This window comes from Acinetobacter faecalis (assembly GCF_034187745.1).
GTDB classification, from domain to species: Bacteria; Pseudomonadota; Gammaproteobacteria; order Pseudomonadales; family Moraxellaceae; genus Acinetobacter; species Acinetobacter faecalis.
The window spans coordinates 66,360-86,314 of record NZ_JAXHPF010000011.1 but is presented as its reverse complement, the minus strand read 5'-3'; the positions used below and the strand labels follow the sequence as shown (position 1 = coordinate 86,314).

Here is a 19,955-nt window from a genome sequence, read left to right as displayed (position 1 = left end):
CATAATCCAATACAACCCCCTTTTTAAACAAAAAAATACTGTCTGTCTTTTTTTTAATCAAAATGATGCTTTTTTTATTGTATTTGCTTATTTTGAAAGCATTACGAACATCAAAAATGCTGTTATTATTGTTTTTACTATTTTCTTCATTTGCTTTTTATATAGAAAGCACTGGAATTACTTATGCAAGATAAAAAAATTATTTGGTTAGCCCTGTGCTCAATTGGTTTATTTTCAGGCCTTAGCCATGCATCGGATAGCAATATAAATACAGCTAGTGAAACCCAAGCTATAAATAAAGACGAACTCTCTCCTACATCAAGCTCAATTAAAGATTTAAAAAATATAAAAGCGAAAAATTTTAAAGTTGATGCAAATGCGGCACAACCTGATGAAGTAAAAGATCCTCTTCAACCACTAAACCGTAAAGTATTTGCATTTAATGATGTAATTGATAGAACTATTGTTCGTCCTATTGCTGTTCAATATCAAACTAAAATTCCAAGCGAAGTTCGCGGATCTCACCAACAGTTCCGTTCGAATTTAGGTGAACCTTGGAATGCAGTAAATCAAACTATTCAAGGTCGTCCTTTACGTGCACTAAAAACTTTAGGTCGTTTTACTTTTAATACGATTACCACTTTAGGTCTTGCCGATCCAGCTCGTAGAATAGGATTAGATAACGAGAATGAAAGCTTTGGTACAACCTTAGGTTATTACGGTGTTTCATCTGGTCCTTATGTTGTTTTACCTATTTTTGGTCCAAGCACTATTCGTGATGGTTTTGGCTTAGCTGTCGATGCTTTTGGTCGCCCACAAAACTATTTAGATAAAAACAGCGCTTATTGGGCAGATCAAACATTACGTGCTGTAGATGCTCGTTCACAACTCCTCGATTTAGAAAGTGTTTTACAAGGTGATAAATATTCCGCAATGAGAGATATTTATTTACAGCGAAAGAACTTTGTTATTGCAGAGAAAAAAGGCTTAGATGCTGGTGGTGTTAGCTTTATTGATGATGTTCCAGAAGATGATCATGATGATTCATCAAATAACCAATAACTAAATCAATCATGATGGAGATTATTAACAATCTCTAGTAATTCTCCATCTTATTGTTATAGTACTTTTATCTTTTCAATCATTGGCTAATACGCACTTTATATGTATTTCATTCAACCCACCCGTGACATTCCTCAATTAGATTACGTACTTGAGACGCTTCCGAGTGTGCAAATGATTCGTATAGAAGATATTGATTTGTATGATCCAACGATTATAGCAATTGCAGATGTGCAAGATTATTTAACACATAAATGGTCTTTACCCACCATTGTTTTAGCTTTTGATTCCGAAGGTATTGCATTAGCACAAGCTTGGGAAATGGGTGCTTTAGCAGGATGGTTATGGAATAACTTACCAAGCAATCCACATAAAGCGCTTTCTAAAATTGATGCGCAATATAAACGTAATCAAGATAGCCGCGACCTACCTTCAGCAGCAGAATTACAAAAACGTTTACTGCCAAATCCTATTGAATTAACTAACTATAAAGTTGAAACCTTATTTAAACCTTCAGCTTATTTATCTGGCGATTGGTTTGATTATTGGAAAATCAGTGATAAAGAACTGATGTTTTACTTAGCGGACGTTTCTGGACATGGCGTAACAAGTAGCTTATTAACCTCTTGGATGGCGGCATTTCATGGTCGTTCAAAATCTCCAAGAGAATTAATTAAAAAATTAAATGGCATGCTTGTTCAAGAAAACATTGAAAAGCATATCACCATGATTAGTGGTGTTTTGAATTTAGAAACACATTCCCTTCGCTGGTCTAGTGCAGGACATTATCCACCTGCTATTATTTTTGAACCAAACCAAGCGCCTAAAGTTTTAAATACCAGTAGCTTTCCATTAGGTTTAACAGCAGACCTTGAAGTGGAAGAGTTTGAATGTACATTAAACAAACAAGCTCGATTCATTATTTGTTCAGATGGCGCACTTGAGCCTTTTGATGGTGGACTAAGCGAACAATTCGAACAGTTAGTCCATCATTTAAAAAATCAATCATTTCAAGCACCTGAGCATGTTGCCGACGATATTGCTATTCTGAGTTTAAAGCGAATAAATTAATATTATTTTCAACAACTTATAATTCAACTTTGTTATATACGACTGTTTAATACTTGAGTCTAGAGATTGGCTATGGGATAATTTTCTATCCTTTTCTGCAAATGGCATTTATATGTCAACAGGTCATGTTGAATACGCAAGCTTGAATGGTACGCATATATTTAAGCTTATTGGCGAAGTGCGTGCCCAATCTTGCATCAGTTTAGACAAACTTCTTAGTAAAATTGAACAGCAAAAAAACGTTGTTGGCGCTATCGTAGATATGACGCAAACAACGTTTATAGATAGTACAGTTTTAGGTATTTTGGCAAAATTAGGTTTAAAACTTAAACAAGTTCACCAAATTCAAGCCATCATGCTCTCTACAAATCCTGATATTACAACGCTAGCAAACAGCATGGGCCTAGGTCAGGTTTTTGTTATTTTGAATTATTGCGGTGATCCATCTGTATGCACGCTTGCATTAATGGAAGAACACATTACTCATAGTGCAATGCTCACTACAGTATTAGATGCTCACAAAACTTTAATGGAGCTTAACAAAAGCAACGAAAACATGTTCGAGCCTTTGGTTAAGCAGCTTCAGAAAGAACAAGACAACCTAGAACAAGCGTCAAATCAAAACGTTTAATCTCATTCTTAGGTATCTCCTGCCATGACTTTACTTTCCGTTGTACAAATGAACTCCCAAAACGACATTGAAGCAAACTTCAGTGTTGTTGAATCATTAATTCAACAAAGTAAAGCAGATGGCGCAGAACTCATCGTATTTCCAGAAAACTTTATTTGCTTTGCCGCAGGTAAACAGCGAGATACTGCCGAGCAGTTTTTAAGTATTCAAAAACATCTTGAAGATTTAGCACATCAATATCAAATTTGGATTATTGCAGGCACTCTCCCATGCCCATTTCGTCCAAACGGTAGCATAATTTCAGATGGTCGAGTTAGAACATCTAGCTTATGTATTAGCCCTGAAAAAACTGAAGCTCGTTACGATAAAATTCATTTATTTGATGTTCAAGTTGGCGATACTGTTGGTGGATATCAGGAATCTAAACATTTTGAACCAGGAACAGAAGTTGTTGTGGCAAAAACACCTTTTGGCAATATTGGTTTAATGGTTTGTTATGACCTTAGATTTCCTGAACTTGCTTTAACACTTCGCAATAAAGGTGCAAATATATTAACCGCACCTTCCGCTTTTACTTACACAACAGGCGAAATGCATTGGCAACTATTATTGCAAGCACGTGCGATGGATAGCCAATGTCAAGTTTTAGGCGCAGCTCAACAAGGTTGGCACGGCGAAAAACGTCAAACTTGGGGACATACGGCGGCAACAAACTCACGTGGAAAAGTTCTAGCAAGTATTGAAAATGAAGGTGCTCAGCTTATTACGGTTCCTTTTGACATAGCAGAACAACAACTCATTCGTAATTCTATGCCTTTAATGAACCATCGCGTATTAGTTGAATATTAACTTTTAGAATCCTAGTTAAAACTATATTTACGTTTTAATTCATCCTTACTGTATATATAATAATGATTATCATTTATATGTGTATCTTATATTATGTTTAAAACTACAATCATTAGCTCATTACTTATTTGTATTTCTTCAGCAACATTTGCAGAACTTTCAGTTTCCGAAAAAGTTCGACCGCAAATTTCATCTTTAGTAAATCCAAATATTCAACGATTAGACATTCCACCTACACCAAATAACATGAGCCTTCCTTCTTTTGGACAGGCCGTAATTGGATGGGGAACAGGTCCTGATGGTGCAGAAAAGAGATTAAACAATATTACAAAAGATGATATCGAAAAATTAAAAACTCAAAACGTAACCTTGGAAATGATTCAAACTTGGCAAAAATTTTATGAAAATGAAACTAATCGAAATGCAGGAAACCCTACTGCTCCACTTCGCGCAAAACTGATGAAAAAAATTATTGAATTATGGTAAAACCCCATCAATAAAATAAAGAATCAGTAGCATCGGCTGCTGATTTTTTATGCCTAGAAATCAGTACTTTTAAAAAATTGTGTTATATATTGATATTTACTGATTTGTTATTGTTTAACTTGCGTTTTCTTGCTTCCATAATAATAGTGAAATAATTGAATTTACGTATACTTTAAGAGTTGTAGCAGCAATAAGTTTGTTTGAGCTCTAAAAATGAAAGGGATATTGAATTGTCAGAAAATAATACTTTTTTAAAGTCTAATCTTCACGATATTCATTGGTGGGGAGAAAAAGAATTCGAGCTCAATATTCCTCAAGCATGGCAATTTGGTTCTTTATTATTTCGCATCACACGTGGTATGCAAGAATGGCGTTTGGAATATCATCGTCCGCAAGTTCAATACGATTATGAGCAAACGTGGCATAAAATTGAAGATCCTAACTTTGGATTTCCACTACCTGTTGAAATTGAACGCTACATGTTCAAAAAAACAGAAAGTAAATTACGCCTCTTGCCTCGCCTCGCAAATCGCTCTGTGGTAATTAAACCTGTAGATCCTATTTATATTCCTGCAGGACAGCGTGGAACTTTATATATCAGCACGCCTTTATGGTTATCTGGCTTTATTGAAGGCTATAAAGAACCTATTTTTGATTTACCTATTATTTTACCGAAAGACACTTGGTTTGGTCCCAATCCACGTACAGGTGAAATTTGTTATGCCACTGCAATTGATGGTAGAACAGAATTAAAAAATCTGACACGTCGTGCTTTTCGCGCTGTAACACCTATTGAATTTCACAATACGAGCAATCAACAACTTCGCTTTGACCGTATGAATGTTCCTGTACCCGCTTTACCTTTATTTTATAGCGAAACGACAGGCCGCTTATGGACATCACAAATTAAGGTCTTACATGAAGGCTTAGATAAACCACCACGAATTCGCTTAGAAAATAGAACCCCTCCTCTTGCTGGTGAAGTAACTTATTTACATCCGCCACGTGAGCCAGCAGGTATGTTATTTAATATGTTTGAATCATTTTTCTAGGGGGTAACATGGCTGAATCTCAAATTACAAAAGACGTTACCCAAACAATTACAGGTTTATTTACCAATATTAATACAGACCGCTTAACTGAAATTTTAGTTGCTGTCATATTGTGTTTAATTGGTTTTTTAATCGCACGATTTATTTCAAACACCTTTATTCGTACCATTGGTTCCCGCTTTAACGCACACCAACGCCTAATTTGGCGACGAGGAATTTTCTACTTTATTTTCTTGTTATTCTTTATGACAAGTTTAAAAGAGGCAGGATTTAAACTTAGCGTATTTTTAGGTGCTGCAGGTATTTTAACGGTTGCATTGGGTTTTGCCTCGCAAACATCTGCATCTAACTTAATTAGCGGTATTTTCCTTATTGGTGAAGGTTCATTTGAAATTGGCGATACCATTCAAATTACCCTTATTCGTGGACACACCATTGAAGGTGAAGTGATTTCGATTGATTTACTTTCAGTCAAACTCCTTACTCAAGATAATATTTATGTGCGTTTACCGAATGAACAACTTATTCGAGCCCCCGTACAAAACTTATCGAAGTTCCCCATACGGCGAATTCCAATTACGCTTGCAATTAACTTCCATGAAGACATTATTAAAGTTCGTGAAGTTTTATTGGATGTTGCCAATAAATACCCGCTTGTGCTGACCGATCCAAAACCAGCTGTTACGGTAACGGCATTCCGTGAGTCTTCTATTGAGTTATTGTTTGCCGTTTGGTGCCAACAACAAAACTTCTTAAAAGTTCGTGATGAAATGCAGGAGCGAATTCGAAATGGTTTCCTTGAAAATCAAATTGAAATTCCTGTACCTAAAATGGGTTTTGTTGATCATCCACTTAGACCATTATCACAAGAAGATATCGATCAATACGCAAATGCTAAAGAAATTAAGCGTGAACCTGATCTAAAATAAAAGTACCCCTCTTCGGAGGGATTTTTCATGTCATTTAGCTCAATTCAAATATTTTATCTACCGTAAATATTCGATAATCTAACGTTAAAATCATGTTTCTGCGATAACTTCAAAAATCACGTACAATAACGCTGTTATTTGAATAAGGACTTTATCAATGCCACCATTTGTCTTGGTCGATGGCTCATACTTTTTATTTCGTGCATTTCACGCTGTGCCCCCATTAACCACGTCAACAGGTTTGCAAACCAATGCAGTCCGTGGTGCAATTTCCGCTATTCAAAAATTAATGCGTCGAATTCAGCCTACACATATGGCTGTTATTTTCGATACACCAGAACCAACGTTCAGACATGAACTCTCACCTATTTATAAGGGTGATCGTCCAAGTATGCCTGATGAATTATCTCAACAAATTCCATACTTGCACGCACTTATTCGTGCTTTAGGTATTCCATTGCACACCCTCCCAGGTGCAGAAGCCGATGATGTGATTGGTACTTTAGCAAAACATGCAGAAGCTTTAGGTCATCAAGTTCTTATCTCTACAGGAGATAAAGACATGGCTCAGCTTGTAACAGATAAAGTAACTTTAGAAGATAGCTTTAAAGAACGTCCTTTAGATGTAAATGGCGTATTTGAAAAATTTGGCGTTTGGCCAAATCAAATTATCGACTATTTAACCCTAATGGGCGATGCATCTGACGGTATTATGGGTGTTCCGGGTGTTGGTGCAAAAACTGCAGCTAAACTATTAACTGAATATGGCTCTATTGGTGGCATTTTAGAAAATGTCGATAAAATTAAAGGCAAAGTTGGTCAAAATATTAAAGACAGCGTTGAAGGTATTGCCTTAGACCATCAACTTGCAAGTATTGTGATTGATTTAGACCTAAACTTTGGCTATGAAGATTTAAAACTTCAAGATCCAAATGTCGATGCACTTCGTAATTTATACACAGAGCTAGAGTTCCGTACACAGTTACAGTCGCTGGATCATCCAAACAATCCAAATAATGCAGCATATAAGCAAACAACTAAAGCCATTGAAAAAAATACAACTGAAGAAGTACCCACTCAAAATGAAGATCATGCTTCTACTACAAGTGTGGATGATCAATTGGGCGAAGCGACATATCACACTGTTTTAACTCAAGCAGATTGGGATAAATTATTCCAACGCTTAAGCACAGAAAAACGTTTTGCTTTTGATACTGAAACCACAAGTTTAGATTATCGAATTGCACAAATTGTCGGTTTCTCTGTTGCCTTTGATGCTAAAGATGCATATTACGTTCCGCTTGCACACGATTATGAAGGTGCGCCTGAGCAATTAAACCGTGAAACAATTTTAGCTCAAATTAAGCCCATTCTAGAAAATCCTGAAATTCAAAAAATTGGTCATCATTTAAAATATGATGCACACGTTTTAGAAAATCATGGCATTCATCTACAAGGTTGGTATTTCGATACCATGCTTGCATCTTATGTCTTAAATTCGGTTGCAACACGTCATGGTATGGATGATGTTTCACGTTTATATTTAAGTCACTTAACTACAACTTACGAACAAGTTGCAGGTAAAGGTGTTAAGCAAAAAACATTTAATCAAATTGAAATTGAAATTGCAGCGCATTATGCCGCTGAAGATGCTCATGTGACTTATCGTCTTTATGAAGTTTTAGATGAGAAATTACGCAAGCATCCTGAGCTGTTAAATCTTCTTCATAACATTGAAATGCCTGTTGCTCGTGTTCTTACTATTATGGAAGAAAACGGCATTGAACTAGATTTAAGTTTCTTAGATCAGTTAGGTGTAGATTTTGCCAATACAATTCAAGATTTAGAAAATCAAATTATCGAAATTGCAGGCGAAAGCTTCAATGTCAGCTCACCAAAACAAGTAGGTGAAGTTTTATTTGATAAGCTAGGCTTAAAAGGCGGTAAAAAAACCTCTACAGGGCAATATAGTACAAGTGAAAGTGTTTTAGAAAAAATTGATCACCCTATTACCAGTTTAATTTTGGAATATCGTGGTTTATCAAAACTTAAAAGCACATATACAGATGGTTTGCTAAAACAGGCGAATGATGAATCTCATCGTGTGCACACAAGCTACCATCAAGCTTTAACTGCTACGGGGCGTTTATCTTCTACAGATCCAAACCTACAAAACATTCCTGTACGTGAAACTATTGGACGTCAAATTCGTAAAGCATTTGTTGCACCAAAAGGTCGTATTTTACTTGCAGCCGATTACTCGCAAATTGAATTACGCTTAATGGCACATTTTTCACAAGATGCAGCCCTAGTAGATGCCTTCAATAACGGACAAGACGTTCACCGTCGTACAGCCTCAGAAGTTTTAGGCATTGCACTTGAAGATGTGACCAATGATCAACGTCGTCAAGCCAAAGCAGTAAACTTCGGTTTACTTTATGGCATGTCTGAATTTGGTTTAATTCGTCAGCTTGGTTTTACACGTCAAGAATCGCAAGACTATATTAAGCAGTATTTCCATCGCTACCCAGGCATTTACGAATATATGCAACGTACGCGTCAAGTTGCATTGGAACAAGGTTTTGTCGAAACCATTTTAGGTCGTCGTTTATATACACCAGATATTGATGCTCGAAATATGATGGTACGTAAAGCAGCAGAACGTGCAGCTATTAATGCTCCACTTCAAGGTTCAGCAGCAGATATCATTAAAATGGCAATGATTGAAGTTGAAAAAATGTTGCCAAAAGACCAAGCCAAAATGCTTTTACAAGTACACGATGAATTGGTATTTGAAGTTGATGAAAACATTGCCGATGAGCTTGCACCAAAACTTGCTGAAGTCATGCAATCTGTTTTACAAATCTCAGTACCGCTTATTGTAGAAGTAGGTAAAGGCAAAAACTGGGATGAAGCGCATTAATGTAAAGCTCCTTCCTCCTACAAGGAGGAAGGTTGGGATGGAGGTATTCACCTAAGACCTCTCCCTAACCCTCTCCTAAAAGAGAGGGAATTTCGCTTTAACAAAAAAAGGACGCCTCAGCGTCCTTTTTTATTCGGTCAGATTAAAGACCAGTAAGCAATACAATTGCAACTTGATTCATAATAATTTCAATTACGAACAAAGCCAAGAAAGCAACAATTGGAGATAAATCAATCATTCCCATATTCGGTAAAATACGACGAAATGGTGCAAGTAAAGGTTCAGCCAATTCTTGAATAACTTCAATATAAGGTGAGCGTGACTGTGTAAACATCACCACCCAACTTAAAATAATTGTTGCAAAAATAAGGTAACGACAGAAGCGAATTAAGTCTTGAATCATCGTTACAAATGTCAAAATAACCAAATGAATTGGACTATTTGGCATTGCACCCGACAAATACATTACACCAAAAATTTTCAGTAAATATAGCAGAACAACTAATGCTAGTGCTGCTAAATTTACACGACCATTTGCAACCGTTGGAAAAATACGACTAAAAACATCTACAATTTTAGTCGCTTTAACAGTTGAAAGCACCACTGGGTTGTAAGGACTCACCGCTGCTAATTGCATTAAAAAGCGGAAAAATACGAGCAAAATCGCTACGTTAATGATGATGCCAAAAATTAGCGCAGAATTTGCACCCATATCTAAACTTTCCTAATTAAATCAATCTTATTTAACGCTATCACTTAAATCTTGTGCAAGTACTTGGCTACGTTTTTGTGCAGCAGCCAACGCAGCTTGAATCGTTTGTGAAACTTGACCATGATCAAACACTTCAATTGCAGCTTGTGTTGTACCATTTGGCGAAGTCACATTTTTACGCAATTGAGCGGGCGTATTTGAACTTGTAATTGCCATTTGCGCTGCACCTAATGCAGTTTGCAAAGTAAGTTCTGTTGCTACTTTTTCATCTAAACCTAAATTTTTACCTGCACGAATCATACTTTCCATTAAATAGAAAAAGTATGCAGGACCTGAGCCTGAAACTGCTGTTACAGCATCAATTTGAGCTTCGGTATTTACCCAAATGGTTAAACCTGTCGCTGCCAAAACTTGACTTGCTAAGTTACGATCTTTTTCAGCGACTGCATCTGTTGCATATAAACCATGTGCACCTGTTTGAACCAATGCAGGTGTGTTTGGCATTACACGTACAACTTGGTCTGTGCCAAGTAATTCTGAAATTGTTGAAATTTCTGCGCCAGCAACAATTGAAATAACCAACTTACCAGCAAATAAGCCATTTAAAGGCTTTAAAACTTGCGCCAAAACTTGTGGTTTTACTGCAAATACAACAACGTCTGCTGTTTGAATTGCTGCCACATTATCTTCAGTAACTTGCACATCCTTTTCTTGCAATAACTGACGTACTTGTTCTACTGGATCTGAAACTGTAATACGTGTTGCAGGTAATCCTCTTGCGATCAAGCCACCAATTAAGGCTTGAGCCATGTTACCGCCACCAATAAAACTAATATTACAATCTAAAACTGCCGTCATTTTTTCACGCTCATCTATGAGTTTGATCTTTGTTCATTAACTTTGGTTGCCAACCACCCACTTCACAATACACAGATTGTGCCAACCAAAAACCTTTCGGTGTAAACACACCTAGCATAACATTATCTATGCTTAATATTTGAATTGTATGACGTTGCCACGGAAAAATATGTGCTTCTTGTATTGCTTTCTTTAACGACCAAGAACCAATACGCCCATACAAATGAATTTTCTCGCCACCTTTACGTTGCTCAATGATCAAATTTTTTTTTAATAATGCAGATGATAGTCCAATATTTTCTGATTGAATTTCATAAGCACCAGATAATAAAGAAATTTCACAATTTAGTTGAAATTGGATATCTTCCAAATCACCACTTACTGTTTTTTCAGCTAAATAATCTTCTTTGGCAATTCGATACAATTTTTCTTGATAGCGTACATAGTAAAAGCCATTCCAATGCAATGATGCTTGAGCATCTTTTTTAGAATGAATAACTTCATTTTGAATACGCTCAACCATATCAAATGATGGACGATATTGACCTTCACCTTTCATCCATGAAGATAACAATTGACGTTGTCTTGGAGCATTAAGCTGATCAAAAATTTTAAGATCTAATTCAATGTCATTTCCACACGCAGATAAATCTTGCTGTAAAACTTCATGAAGAATATCTTCAGCATCTTGCATTAAATAGCTTGTGCGACTTAAAGCTTGCTGCATTTTTGGAAAGCGGGATTGCAAAATATGCCACAACTCTTCACGGCACCATGCTCGATCATAATGTGTATCGTTATTTGTTGGGTCTTGAATATTTTGCACATTCAATTGAGTTGCCCATTGGCAAATTTGCTCATGTGAAATATTTAAAAGCGGTCGCCATATGGTTAAATTTTCACGACAATCTATTTCACGCATGGCAGATAAACCATGAATTCCTGCACCAGACAATAAGCGAAGCATGAGCGTTTCTGCTTGATCTTGCTGATGATGTGCAAGCAATAGAATTTCGTTGGGTTGTATATGTTGTGAATAGGCTTGATATCGAGCTGATCTGGCTTGGCTTTCTAAGTTGCCTTCAGCCACATTTACGGCTTGAACGATGCATGGAATATTAAGTTGTTGGCATTGCGCCAAAACAAACTCTCCCCATTGTTCACTTGAAGACTGCAATTGATGATCGACATAAATTGCACGAACTTTTTCAGGGCATAAAAATGACATTAGATGCAGAAGCAACATGGAATCCATGCCACCGCTACATCCAATTAAAAACGAAGAATTTTCTGGAAAATTCTGAAGCTTTTTTAAGAAGTTAGACCTAAATTGTTGCTGCCAAACTTCATTAAACGCTGGTAACGCGCTTCGCATCGTTCATTCGCATCCATTGCTTGCAATTCTTCAAGTGCTTGTTTTAACACAGACTTAAGGCTTTGCATAACTTGTTCTGGATTTAAGTGAGCACCCTCACCTTCATCCACAACATATTCAACAATGCCAATTTTTTTCAATTTTTCAGCTGTAAGTGCTAGTGCTTCACTTGCTTGTTCAGCTTTTTCAGCAGTTTTCCACAAAATAGATGCACAGCCTTCAGGTGAAATCACTGAATAGATACTGTGTGAAAGCATAACCACACGGTCTGCAACACCAATACCTAAAGCACCGCCCGAACCACCTTCACCAAGTACAGTTGCAATAACAGGTACTTTCAAGTTAGACAATTGAGCAAGACTTGTTGCAATTGCTTCAGCTTGACCACGCTCTTCTGCACCAACACCTGGGTATGCGCCCATTGTGTCAATAAAAGTAAGAACAGGAATATTAAAACGCTCTGCCATGTCTAAAAGACGCTGAGATTTACGGTAACCTTCAGGGTTACTCATACCAAAATTATGCTGTAATTTTTCACGTGTGCTACGACCACGATGCTGACCAACAATCATCACTGGTTGACCATCAAAGCGAGCTAAACCACCAACCATTGCACCATCATCACCAAATAAGCGATCACCATGCAAGGCATCAAATTCTGTAAAAATTTCACCAACGTAATCTAAGAATTGCGGACGTTCAGGATGACGTGCAATTTGAACTGTTGCCCATGCCTTAGATGGGGCTGTTTTATTTTTCATAGGTCGACCTTATCCTTAAATTAACCGTACGTTAATGAATGAATTGTTCCGCCTGAATATTCAATTCAATGTCACAATGCTTAAATTGCACTTGCTCATCATGCAAGTCTGCAACAAGTAAAGGCCACTGTTTTGCATCGCCAGAAACACTTAGTTGCCATTGTTGCGCATTATGTACCACCAATTCAATGGCAGGAAGCATCTCATCGCTACGACTGTGATTTAATAAAACAGATAATCGAAGCAATAGACATAAGTGCAGTAATTTGCTACCACCCACCTTCATAATGTCAAATTTAGCATCACTTCGTAGCTTTCGACGATGATGTGCAACTAAATGTGAAAGATGGTTTTGGTCAATTTGCGAAAAGCCCGCTATGTCAGAATGTTGCAATAAATATGCACCATGGCGATGATAACCAGCATGACTAATTGCCAAACCAATTTCATGCAAATACGCAGCACGACGAAGTAAATCACTATCATCACTTGTTAAATTTAATTTTTGAGCGACATTATCAAATAATTGCTGTGCTGTTTGAACCACTCGCTCTGCTTGTTTCGGATCTGAATTGTAGCGCCCCATTAAAGCCTGAACACTTCGATCACGTACATCTTCATGTTGGAAACGACCTAATAGGTCATACATTACGCCTTCACGCAATGCACCATCAGAGTATAAAAGTGAGTCAATTTCTAATACGTCAAATACAGCATATAAAATGGCAATGCCCGCAGGTAAAACCGCTCGACGATCTTCTTTAAGACCATCAAATTCCATATCTGAAACATGCTTATATTTAAATAATTTATCTTTTAATTTATCTAGACCTTCACGAGTAAGACTTTCTTTCTCATCGCTCCAGCCCATATTTACAATAATTTGACGGCACGCTTTAATTGTTCCGCTTGAACCAACAACAGTATCCCAACCTTCATTTTTATATGTATTAGCAATACCTGATAATTCTTTACGCGCAGCCACCAATGCTTTTTCAAAAGCTTTCGGGCTAATTTCACCATCTTGGAAAAATTTTTTGGTGAATGCTACACAACCCATTTGTAAAGATTCTGTATGGATAGGTTCAAATTCTTCGCCAATAATGAGCTCTGTAGAACCACCACCAATATCGACAACTAAACGACGCCCACTATTTTCCATAGTGTGAGATACGCCCAAATAAATAAGACGGGCTTCTTCACGACCTGCAATAATTTCAATAGGTTTTGGTAAAATTTCAGCCGCTTTTTGAATAAATTCATGACCGTTTTTCGCTTGACGCAAAGCATTTGTTGCAACAATACGCAAACGATTTGGTTGAACCGACCCTAAGCGACCAACAAAACGTGCTAAACATGCTAAACCACGCTGCTGAGCTGCTTCTGTTAAGTTTTTATTTTCGTCTAAACCTGCTGCCAATTGTACCTTTTCTGACATTGACGCAACTTTTTTTACTTCTCCGTGATCAACACGAGCAATAGCTAAATGAAAGCTATTTGACCCCATATCAATAGCTGCAAGTAACTCTTCATCAATTAAAAAATCAGACATTCTACAAATTAACCTATCCAGAACTGTGCCTAGAGTAATTCACATACATACAATTTAAAAGCCATTTATAGTGAGTTTTTTGAACATCTTGAAGTTTTTACTGTTTATGACAATTGTGTTACACGATAATCATCATCGTGAGCATCAATTAGACAAAATATGCAGAAAAGTTGAAAATTTACCTATACCCCTACATTGTTAAAGATGGCTATGTAATACTAATAACATTAACACCATCTTTAAAAAGATTATATCGGAGCAAAACCCATGTCTGGCAACATTGTAAACACAACAGATGCAAACTTCACAGCAGACGTATTAGAATCTGATACACCTGTACTTGTTGACTTTTGGGCGGGCTGGTGCGCGCCATGTAAAGCAATTGCACCAGTATTAGAAGTTCTTGCAACTGAATACGAAGGCAAAGTTAAAATTGTTAAAGTTGATGTAACTTCATGCGAACAAACTGCTGTGAACTACAACATTCGCAACATCCCTGCTTTGTTAATGTTCAAAAATGGTGAAGTTGTAGCTCAACAAGTTGGTGCTGCACCAAAATCTAAATTGACTGCTTTTATCGATGAAAATATCTAAATCATTAAATTTAGTTATTTAAATGAAAAAAATACGCTATGAAATATAGCGTATTTTTTTCGACTATAAATTGACAAATGTTCTATTCTCTCTTATATTACATATTCAAGAAATGTAGGGTTTCTCGTCCCTTAGTTCTTACAAGACACAACACATAAGATGCCGCTCGGCAACAGAAATTGTTTTTCACACTTCTTTTTTAATAAAATTTCAGTTCTCTGAATTGTTATTGTGCGAATCAATTACTTTCGTTTTTTGCATGTCTGCGGCCTATTTGTGCTTCCTATCTAACCTGTACCTCAGAATTTCACATTCTATCTGACCACATATGAATTTAACAGAACTCAAGAAAAAACCGATTGGCGAACTCATTAAAATTGCAGAGTTTATGGGTCTCGAAGGAATGGCTCGTAACCGTAAGCAAGACATCATTTTTGCCATCTTAAAGCGTCATGCAATGAATGGCGAAGAGATCTTTGGTGATGGCGTTCTCGAAATTCTAGCAGATGGCTTTGGTTTCTTGCGCACGGCTGCAGGTTCATATTTAGCTGGCCCTGATGACATTTATATCAGCCCATCTCAAATTCGTCGCTTCAACCTTCGCACAGGTGATACTATTAACGGTACTATTCGCCCTCCTAAAGAAGGCGAACGTTATTTTGCTTTATTAAAAGTAAACCAAATTAACTACGACACACCTGAAAATGCGCGCAATAAAATCTTATTTGAAAACTTAACACCTTTATTCCCAACTGAACAATTGGTTATGGAATTAGGTAACGGTACAACGGAAGATTTAACCGCACGTGTTGTCGACTTAGTTGCTCCTATTGGTAAAGGTCAACGTTCAATTATTGTTGCTCCGCCAAAAGCGGGTAAAACAATGTTGCTTCAAAACATTGCGCAATCAATTGTTCGTAACAATCCAGAATGCTTCCTTATTGTTTTACTTATTGACGAACGTCCGGAAGAAGTAACTGAAATGGAGCGTACGGTTCGTGGTGAAGTTATTGCTTCCACCTTCGATGAATCACCTGCTCGTCACGTTCAAGTTGCGGAAATGGTCATTGAAAAAGCCAAACGTCTTGTTGAGCATAAAAAAGATGTTGTTATCCTACTTGACTCTATTACTCGTTTAGCTCGTGCTTACAACACAGTAATTCCTTCATCAGGCAAAGTATTAACAGGTGGTGTAGATGCTCACGCATTAGAACGTCCTAAGCGTTTCTTTGGTGCTGCACGTAATATTGAAGAAGGTGGCTCACTTACAATCATTTCTACTGCATTAATTGAAACAGGCAGTAAAATGGATGAGGTAATTTACGAAGAGTTCAAAGGTACAGGTAACCAAGAAATTACACTTGATCGCCGTATTGCTGAAAAACGCGTATTCCCTGCTATGAATATCAAGAAATCAGGTACTCGTCGTGAAGAGCGATTAATGAGCGAAGATAACCTTCGTAAAGTATGGATTTTACGTAAGCTTCTTCATACTCAGGATGAATTAGCAGCAATGGAATTCTTACTTGATCGTATGAAAGAAACAAAAACAAATGATGATTTCTTCGATCAAATGAAACGTAAAGCTTCAAACTAAGATTCACTTAATTTTTTCCATAAAAAAGCTATCAAAATGATGGCTTTTTTATTTGGTTGACACTATTTACATAAAGAAACATTACTTGTTAATTTAGGTAATTTCATTATCAAGTTAATGATTATTATAATTAATTTAAATAAAACCCCAGTGATTTTAAAAGCTTATCGAGTACTTATCCTATCTATATTTAATTATTAATAGTTATTTTCTGTTAAAAAATCAAAAAAATACTCATTATTTAAGCATTTTTTTTTATTCTCTAGTAGTAATTCACAATACTCAATGATAGGATACCCGCAGACCAGTTAGACTGCTCATGCATTGTTACTGCCTAACAAATTTAGGATAATAAAAGCAAACTACAGGCTAACGCAGGTTATTTTTAATCTAATTCTTTTTAGAGAGTGATGCCATGTTATTCAAAAAAATCGCTATTGCTGCTGCAGTTGCTACTACTTTAGCTTTCGTTGGTTGTGCTAAAAAAACTGAAGAAGCTCCTGCTGCTGCATCTGAAGTTGCTACTTCTGAAGTTGCTGCTGCATCTGACGCTGCTGTTCAAGCTGAAGCTGCTGCTTCTGAAGCTACTGTTGCTGCATCTGAAGCTATCGATGCTGCTTCTGAAGTTGCTGCTTCTGAAGCTAAATAATCTAACGATTATTTACTCAAAAAAAGAGAACCTTACGGTTCTCTTTTTTTATGCCTGTAATTTATAAAACATATAACAAGTCAAACTTATACTACGTGCTCTTTATATACCCTATTAAATTCTAGGCATTAAAAAAGCAGATCAATCGATCTGCTCATTCCCAACGCGTTGGCGGAATTTTTGTCCCGCACGGAAGGTAACTACACGGCGAGCGGAAATCGGAATTTCCTCACCAGTTTTAGGGTTACGACCTGGACGCTGACGCTTGTCACGTAGCTCAAAGTTCCCAAAACCTGAAAGTTTAACTTGTTCCCCAGAGATTAGCGCTTGGCTAATCTCATCGAAGAATAACTCGACCATTTGTTTTGCTTCACGTCGATTTAAACTCGTGAGCTCACTTAAATGATCAGCCATTTCTGCTTTTGTTAGTGCTGTCATGAGGCCCTCAATGTTGCTTGGTAAGTTTGTTCTAAAATTTGAAGTATGTTATCCATACCAGATTTAATTTCAGCATCTTCTAATGTACGTGATGGATGTTGCCATAACAATGCAAATGCCAATGAGCGTTTGCCTTCTTCAACACCTTGACCAGTGTACACATCGAATAACCAAGTAGAGTCTAATAACTCTCCGCCTGTTTTTTCGATAAGCTTCTGAATTTCGCTAACATTTATCTTATCATTAATTAAAAGCGCAATATCACGTCTAACCGATGGAAATCGTGATAATTCTGTAAAATTAGATACATAAGTTTGCAAAACAGCCTTTTGATCGAGTTCAGCAACCCAAGTTGTGCCCAAATCTAGTGCACTTTCTAAAGATGGATGTAAACGACCTAAATAGCCAATTGATTGACCATCTACTAAAATTTCAGCAGATTGACCTGGATGTAACCAAGATTTTTCTGAACGTACATATTCAACGTTCAAACGTCCCGCAGCTAAAACTTCTTCAATTTCACCTTTAAAATCAAAGAAGTCCATAGTTTGTGGTTTACCATGCCAAGATTCAACAGTTTTTGAACCTACAGCAATTAAAGCCAAAGTTGGAATTTGCTTTAAGTCATGAATTGATGCTGCATCTTGATAATCAAAACGCAAACCTAATTCAAAGAAACGTACACGACTTTGCTGACGGTTAATATTATGTTGAACACAAGGAATTAAACTAGAAAGCAATGTAGAACGCATGACTGCTAAATCACTTGAAATTGGGTTCGCCAACGCTAATGGGTTTACAGCAGGGTTCAATTGTTTTTCAAGTTTCAAGTCAGCAAAGCTAAAACTAATTGCTTCTTGGTAGCCAAGTGCAACAACAGTTTGACGTAATTGAGCAAGTTCAAATTGATCTTGATATTTCGCAAGCTTCACATCAATCACAGGCAGGCTAATTTGAATATTGTCGTATCCATGAATACGTGCAACTTCTTCAATTAAGTCTTGGTAAATGACCATATCAAAACGGTGTGATGGCGGAACAACTGTCCACTCACCTTCCGCGTTAACAGTTACAACACAACCTAAACGAGTTAATGCATCTGTAATAAAGTCAGATTCAACTTTATAGCCAAGCAATTGATCTACTTGCGCTTGGTTTAATTCAATTGCATCACGTTTTGGTAAAAATTCAGTTTTTTCTGCAACAGTGATTGGACCAAATTCACCACCAGCAAGTTCCGCAATTAATTGAGACGCACGGTGCATTGCAATCATTGGTAGCTCAAAATCTACACCACGTTCATAACGCTGAGATGCATCTGTGTGTAAACCAAAGCTACGCGCACGACCTGCAATATGAAGTTGATCGAAGAATGCAGATTCTAAGAAAATTTCTGTTGTTGTATCTGAAACAGCTGAAGATAAACCACCCATAATACCTGCAATTGCCAATGCTTTATTATCATCTGCAATAACCATTACCTTTTCTGAAAGCTCAACTTCTTGTTCATTTAACAAAGTTAATTTTTCAGCAGCAGTTGCTTGACGAACATGCACCGCACCTTCAACTTTACCACCATCAAATGCATGTAAAGGCTGACCAAGTTCCATCAACACATAGTTGGTAATATCAACAAGAATACTGTGCTGACGAATACCCGAACGAGCAAGTGCACGCTCCATCCACACAGGTGTTGGTGCTTTAGTATTTACGTTTTTGATCACACGACCTAAATAACGCGGGCAACCATCTGTTTCAATAATTACTTTTTTCTCATCAGTAATTGTTGCAGGAACTTCTTTAACTTCAGGTACTGTTACAGGAAGTTGGTTAATTACACCAATTTCACGCGCAATACCACGAATACTGAAACAGTCACCACGGTTTGGCGTAATGCTGATATCAATAACGTTATCATCAAGATCTAAATATTCGCGAACATTTACACCTACAGGCGCATTAGCAGGAAGCTCTAAAAGACCATCAATTTTGTCTTCTAAGTCAATTTCAGACGCACCGCAAAGCATACCTTGTGATTCAATACCACGAAGTTTACCTTTTTTAATTTTAAAATCGCCTGGTAATACAGCACCAATCGTTGCTACAGGGGCTTTCATACCTACATGTACGTTTGGCGCACCACATACGATTTGTAAAGGCTCACCTGTACCAATATTTACAGTTGTTACACGTAAACGATCTGCATCAGGATGTTGTTCAACAGTTAAAACCTCTCCAACCACAACACCTGTAAATAGTTTTGCCGCAGGAGATAAATCATCAACTTCTAAACCAAGCATAGTAAGCTGGTCTGATAGTGTGTTGCTATCAATTGCAGGGTTTACCCATGTGCGCAACCAATTTTCGCTAATTTTCATTTATAAAAACCTATATATCTAAATTCTTAATCCCTCTC

At 37.0% G+C, this 19,955-nt stretch carries 18 protein-coding genes; 11 read left to right on the top strand and 7 right to left on the bottom strand.

Translation table 11 applies throughout. The annotated features are described in order from the left end of the window. The first annotated feature begins 183 nt into the window (after nt 1–183). The 8 genes from SKM54_RS11540 (at nt 184) to polA (ending at nt 9,003) form a co-directional block, all read left to right on the top strand. Nucleotides 184–1,062, top strand: a complete 879-nt coding sequence (locus tag SKM54_RS11540; protein WP_321095397.1) for an MlaA family lipoprotein — start codon at nt 184–186, stop codon at nt 1,060–1,062. 102 nt (nt 1,063–1,164) lie between these two features. Further along, nucleotides 1,165–2,133 (top strand): RsbU family protein phosphatase GigA, encoded by a 969-nt coding sequence (gigA, locus tag SKM54_RS11535; protein ID WP_321090068.1) that lies wholly within the window; start codon nt 1,165–1,167, stop codon nt 2,131–2,133. A gap of 112 nt (nt 2,134–2,245) precedes the next feature. Continuing rightward, a complete protein-coding gene (gene gigB, locus SKM54_RS11530) occupies nt 2,246–2,764 on the top strand; it encodes an anti-anti-sigma factor GigB (RefSeq protein WP_321095396.1) in 519 nt (172 codons plus the stop codon). A 24-nt stretch (nt 2,765–2,788) separates the two neighbouring features. After that, nucleotides 2,789–3,613 carry a carbon-nitrogen hydrolase family protein gene (locus SKM54_RS11525; protein WP_321095395.1) on the top strand — a complete coding sequence of 275 codons (825 nt, stop codon included), beginning with the start codon at nt 2,789–2,791 and terminating at the stop codon, nt 3,611–3,613. Between the two features lie 93 nt (nt 3,614–3,706). Further along, nucleotides 3,707–4,099: a DUF4951 domain-containing protein gene (locus SKM54_RS11520; protein WP_321095394.1), complete on the top strand. Its 393-nt coding sequence runs from the start codon at nt 3,707–3,709 to the stop codon at nt 4,097–4,099. 230 nt (nt 4,100–4,329) lie between these two features. Next, entirely contained in the window at nt 4,330–5,151 is an 822-nt protein-coding gene (locus SKM54_RS11515) for a hypothetical protein (protein ID WP_321090072.1), read from the top strand. Nucleotides 5,152–5,159: 8 nt separating this feature from the next. After that, nucleotides 5,160–6,080, top strand: coding sequence for a mechanosensitive ion channel family protein (locus SKM54_RS11510; protein WP_154772136.1), 921 nt, complete (start codon nt 5,160–5,162; stop codon nt 6,078–6,080). Between the two features lie 157 nt (nt 6,081–6,237). Next, a complete protein-coding gene (gene polA / locus SKM54_RS11505) occupies nt 6,238–9,003 on the top strand; it encodes a DNA polymerase I (RefSeq protein ID WP_321095393.1) in 2,766 nt (921 codons plus the stop codon). Nucleotides 9,004–9,145: 142 nt separating this feature from the next. On the opposite strand, the gene SKM54_RS11500 is transcribed toward polA, so the two are convergent. Genes SKM54_RS11500 through ppx form a run of 5 tightly spaced genes read right to left on the bottom strand, consistent with a single transcriptional unit; the run spans nt 9,146 to nt 14,261 of the window. Further along, nucleotides 9,146–9,715: a YggT family protein gene (locus SKM54_RS11500; RefSeq protein WP_154772134.1), complete on the bottom strand. Its 570-nt coding sequence runs from the start codon at nt 9,713–9,715 to the stop codon at nt 9,146–9,148. Nucleotides 9,716–9,742: 27 nt separating this feature from the next. Further along, nucleotides 9,743–10,573 carry a pyrroline-5-carboxylate reductase gene (proC, locus tag SKM54_RS11495; protein WP_154772133.1) on the bottom strand — a complete coding sequence of 277 codons (831 nt, stop codon included), beginning with the start codon at nt 10,571–10,573 and terminating at the stop codon, nt 9,743–9,745. Between the two features lie 10 nt (nt 10,574–10,583). Continuing rightward, the gene (gene tilS, locus SKM54_RS11490) at nt 10,584–11,948 is read right to left on the bottom strand and encodes a tRNA lysidine(34) synthetase TilS (protein WP_321095392.1); all 1,365 of its coding nucleotides are present in this window, start codon (nt 11,946–11,948) and stop codon (nt 10,584–10,586) included. Further along, nucleotides 11,885–12,709, bottom strand: a complete 825-nt coding sequence (locus SKM54_RS11485) for an acetyl-CoA carboxylase carboxyltransferase subunit alpha (protein WP_154772131.1) — start codon at nt 12,707–12,709, stop codon at nt 11,885–11,887. Before SKM54_RS11485 ends, tilS begins: the two co-directional genes overlap by 64 nt. A gap of 31 nt (nt 12,710–12,740) precedes the next feature. Next, the gene (ppx, locus tag SKM54_RS11480) at nt 12,741–14,261 is read right to left on the bottom strand and encodes an exopolyphosphatase (RefSeq protein ID WP_154772130.1); all 1,521 of its coding nucleotides are present in this window, start codon (nt 14,259–14,261) and stop codon (nt 12,741–12,743) included. A 267-nt stretch (nt 14,262–14,528) separates the two neighbouring features. Here ppx and trxA point away from each other — a divergent pair, with 267 nt between their 5' ends. From trxA to SKM54_RS11465, 3 genes are all read left to right on the top strand, one after another. Beyond that, nucleotides 14,529–14,855, top strand: a complete 327-nt coding sequence (gene trxA / locus SKM54_RS11475; RefSeq protein ID WP_154772129.1) for a thioredoxin — start codon at nt 14,529–14,531, stop codon at nt 14,853–14,855. Nucleotides 14,856–15,183: 328 nt separating this feature from the next. Continuing rightward, on the top strand, nt 15,184–16,452 hold the full coding sequence (gene rho / locus SKM54_RS11470; protein WP_154772128.1) for a transcription termination factor Rho: 1,269 nt from the start codon (nt 15,184–15,186) through the stop codon (nt 16,450–16,452). 415 nt (nt 16,453–16,867) lie between these two features. Then, nucleotides 16,868–17,101 carry a hypothetical protein gene (locus SKM54_RS11465; RefSeq protein ID WP_152874828.1) on the top strand — a complete coding sequence of 78 codons (234 nt, stop codon included), beginning with the start codon at nt 16,868–16,870 and terminating at the stop codon, nt 17,099–17,101. A gap of 141 nt (nt 17,102–17,242) precedes the next feature. Here SKM54_RS11465 and SKM54_RS11460 read toward each other — a convergent pair whose 3' ends face one another. After that, nucleotides 17,243–17,539 carry an integration host factor subunit alpha gene (locus SKM54_RS11460; RefSeq protein ID WP_004649746.1) on the bottom strand — a complete coding sequence of 99 codons (297 nt, stop codon included), beginning with the start codon at nt 17,537–17,539 and terminating at the stop codon, nt 17,243–17,245. Further along, nucleotides 17,536–19,917, bottom strand: a complete 2,382-nt coding sequence (pheT, locus tag SKM54_RS11455; protein ID WP_321095391.1) for a phenylalanine--tRNA ligase subunit beta — start codon at nt 19,915–19,917, stop codon at nt 17,536–17,538. Before pheT ends, SKM54_RS11460 begins: the two co-directional genes overlap by 4 nt. Nucleotides 19,918–19,955 lie beyond the last annotated feature (38 nt).

Bases quoted from the DNA above. Each gene is read 5' to 3' on its own strand.
- SKM54_RS11540 (WP_321095397.1), top strand. From the start codon at position 184: ATGCAAGATAAAAAAATTATTTGGTTAGCCCTGTGCTCAATTGGTTTA.
- gigA (WP_321090068.1), top strand. From the start codon at position 1,165: ATGTATTTCATTCAACCCACCCGTGACATTCCTCAATTAGATTACGTA.
- gigB (WP_321095396.1), top strand. From the start codon at position 2,246: ATGTCAACAGGTCATGTTGAATACGCAAGCTTGAATGGTACGCATATA.
- SKM54_RS11525 (WP_321095395.1), top strand. From the start codon at position 2,789: ATGACTTTACTTTCCGTTGTACAAATGAACTCCCAAAACGACATTGAA.
- SKM54_RS11520 (WP_321095394.1), top strand. From the start codon at position 3,707: ATGTTTAAAACTACAATCATTAGCTCATTACTTATTTGTATTTCTTCA.
- SKM54_RS11510 (WP_154772136.1), top strand. From the start codon at position 5,160: ATGGCTGAATCTCAAATTACAAAAGACGTTACCCAAACAATTACAGGT.
- polA (WP_321095393.1), top strand. From the start codon at position 6,238: ATGCCACCATTTGTCTTGGTCGATGGCTCATACTTTTTATTTCGTGCA.
- SKM54_RS11500 (WP_154772134.1), bottom strand. From the start codon at position 9,715: ATGGGTGCAAATTCTGCGCTAATTTTTGGCATCATCATTAACGTAGCG.
- proC (WP_154772133.1), bottom strand. From the start codon at position 10,573: ATGACGGCAGTTTTAGATTGTAATATTAGTTTTATTGGTGGCGGTAAC.
- tilS (WP_321095392.1), bottom strand. From the start codon at position 11,948: ATGCGAAGCGCGTTACCAGCGTTTAATGAAGTTTGGCAGCAACAATTT.
- SKM54_RS11485 (WP_154772131.1), bottom strand. From the start codon at position 12,709: ATGAAAAATAAAACAGCCCCATCTAAGGCATGGGCAACAGTTCAAATT.
- ppx (WP_154772130.1), bottom strand. From the start codon at position 14,261: ATGTCTGATTTTTTAATTGATGAAGAGTTACTTGCAGCTATTGATATG.
- trxA (WP_154772129.1), top strand. From the start codon at position 14,529: ATGTCTGGCAACATTGTAAACACAACAGATGCAAACTTCACAGCAGAC.
- rho (WP_154772128.1), top strand. From the start codon at position 15,184: ATGAATTTAACAGAACTCAAGAAAAAACCGATTGGCGAACTCATTAAA.
- SKM54_RS11465 (WP_152874828.1), top strand. From the start codon at position 16,868: ATGTTATTCAAAAAAATCGCTATTGCTGCTGCAGTTGCTACTACTTTA.
- SKM54_RS11460 (WP_004649746.1), bottom strand. From the start codon at position 17,539: ATGACAGCACTAACAAAAGCAGAAATGGCTGATCATTTAAGTGAGCTC.
- pheT (WP_321095391.1), bottom strand. From the start codon at position 19,917: ATGAAAATTAGCGAAAATTGGTTGCGCACATGGGTAAACCCTGCAATT.